The sequence below is a fragment of the Pedobacter sp. 01N416 genome, from assembly GCF_056399685.1.
The window spans coordinates 1-2,542 of sequence record NZ_JBFTRT010000666.1; the positions used below are offsets into that span (position 1 = coordinate 1).

At 38.1% G+C, this 2,542-nt stretch carries 3 protein-coding genes; all 3 read right to left on the reverse strand.

Annotated features, from left to right (window positions below; all coding sequences use genetic code 11):
* A partial coding sequence (locus tag AC1DND_RS25565; RefSeq protein ID WP_477585360.1) for a sigma-70 family RNA polymerase sigma factor occupies positions 1-394 on the reverse strand: 394 nt, incomplete at its 3' end.
* 92 nt (positions 395-486) lie between these two features.
* Complete coding sequence (locus AC1DND_RS25570; protein WP_029274068.1) at positions 487-1,443, reverse strand: transketolase family protein; 957 nt, start codon at positions 1,441-1,443, stop codon at positions 487-489.
* An 88-nt stretch (positions 1,444-1,531) separates the two neighbouring features.
* Positions 1,532-2,377 carry a transketolase gene (locus tag AC1DND_RS25575; protein WP_057932756.1) on the reverse strand — a complete coding sequence of 282 codons (846 nt, stop codon included), beginning with the start codon at positions 2,375-2,377 and terminating at the stop codon, positions 1,532-1,534.
* Between the last annotated feature and the right edge of the window lie 165 nt (positions 2,378-2,542).

The window sequence follows — 2,542 nt, forward strand, 5'->3', positions numbered from 1 at the left end:
GGGTAAGGATTGCTTTTTGCAGTTTAAGCTCAAGTTTATCGCCGTTAAAATAAGATGAGGCAACTAAGTTATCGGCAAGCTCGGATGATACTTCATCTAAAGGTGTATTGTTCCGCTGTTTTTGCTTGTTTAAGAAAGTGATGGATTCGTTGGTGGCAATACGGTAAATCCAGGTATAAAGCTGAGAATCGCTCCTAAATTTATCAAGGTTTTTCCAGACTTTAACAAATACTTCTTGTAAAAGATCGTCACAATCATCGTGGTTTAAAACCAGCCTGCGGATGTGCCAGTATATTTTTTGCTGATATTTTTTCAGCAACAGGTTAAAGGCTTCATTACGCGTACGCTCAACAGCGAACATTGCAAGAATTTCTGAATCTTCAACTTGTTTCATTTATGATAATTATAAAACCACAAAGACACTAAGTACACAAAGGTTTGGTTATGCTTAGTGTTCTTGGTGTCTTTGTGGTTAAATTTTAAATTTTATTTTTTTCTGCCAATTACTTTTTGAACAGCTTCAACAATGTTTACAGCATCTAAGCCATATTTAGACATTAATTGATCTGGTGTTCCGCTTTCGCCAAAAGTATCATTAGTGGCTACAAACTCTTGTGGTGTTGGCAATTCGGTAGTTAACAAACGTGCTACACTTTCACCTAAGCCACCAAATTTATTATGCTCTTCGCAGGTAACCACACAACCAGTTTTTTTAACTGACTTTAAGATGGCTTCGTCATCTAAAGGTTTAATGGTGTGGATATTGATAATTTCAGCATCGATACCCAATTCAGCTAATTTTTCACCAGCTTCGATTGCTTTCCAAACCATATGGCCTGTAGCAATAATGGTAACATCTGTTCCTTCGTTAACCATCCATGCTTTACCGATCTCAAATTTTTGATCTGGATCTGTAAACACAGGGATTACCGGACGGCCAAAACGTAAATAAACCGGGCCTTCGTATTCTGCAATGGCCATAGTTGCTGCTTTAGTCTGGTTGTAATCGCAAGGATTGATAACTACCATTCCTGGCAACATTTTCATTAAACCTATATCTTCTAAAATTTGGTGTGTTGCACCATCTTCGCCTAAGGTTAAACCTGCGTGAGATGCACAGATTTTAACGTTTTTGTTCGAGTAAGCTACTGATTGGCGGATCTGGTCGTAAACGCGGCCTGTAGAAAAGTTGGCAAAAGTACCTGTAAAAGGAATTTTACCACCAATAGTCATGCCTGCTGCAATACCGATCATGTTTGCTTCTGCAATACCAACCTGTGTAAAACGCTCAGGAAAATCTTTAATAAAAGCATCCATTTTAAGTGATCCAACTAAATCGGCACATAAGGCAACCACATTTTCGTTTTTCTTTCCAGCCTCATGTAAACCAGCTCCAAAACCCGAACGTGTATCTTTTTTTTCTGTATATGTATATTTTTTCATTGTTTTTTAGCTATGAGATGTGAGGTTTTAGACGTGAGATCAGGCGACAATTCGTCTCAAATCTCATATCTATTGTCTCAAATCTAGTTTAATAGTCCCCTAAAGTTTCTGGTAATTGCGCTAACGCTGCYGCCAACTGCTCATCATTAGGTGCTGTACCGTGCCATTTATGTGTGCCCATCATATAATCTACACCAGCACCCATTTGAGTACTCATTAAATTTAGAATTGGTTTACCTTTTCCGGTTAGTGTTTTAGCATAATGTAAGCCTTCAACGATTGCTTGCATATCGTTACCATCGGTATTGATTACATGCCAGCCAAAAGCTTCGAATTTAGCTTGTAAATCATCTAAGGCAAGAACTTTACTTGTAGGACCATCAATTTGCTGTCCGTTATAATCAACAGATGCAATTAAATGATCTACTTTATTAAAAGGGGCGAACATTGCTGCTTCCCAGTTTTGTCCTTCCTGTAATTCTCCATCACCCAATAAGGCGAAGATGAGAGATTTATCACCGTTTAATTTTTTGGCTAAAGCTGCTCCAATAGCAACTGATAAGCCCTGACCTAAAGATCCTGAAGCAATACGGATACCTGGTAAATGCTCATGGGTAGTGGGGTGGCCTTGTAATCTAGAATCCAGTTTACGGAAAGTTGCCAGTTCACTTTTATCGAAATAACCAGCATGAGCTAGTGTACTGTACCATACCGGAGAAATGTGTCCGTTCGAAAGGAAGAACAAATCTTCGCCAGCACCTTCCATTGTGAAGTCTGTTTTGTGGTTCAATACTTCAAAATATAAAGCTGTGAAAAAATCTGTACAACCAAGCGAAGCGCCTGGGTGACCTGATTGACATCCGTGAACCATTCTTACGATATCTCTTCTAATTTGAGAGGCAATATCTTCTAGCTCTTTAATTGTATGTTTCATTAAAATAAGAGGTTGTTGTTACATAGCAAAGGTAATATTTTACCCGCTATATCATAATTAGTTATTAATTAAATCGAGTACTTGTTGCGTTGAGTTTTTTGTGTCAACTTTCTTGATGATATGGGTAATTTTTCCATCGCCATCTATAATGAAAGTGGTACGTAC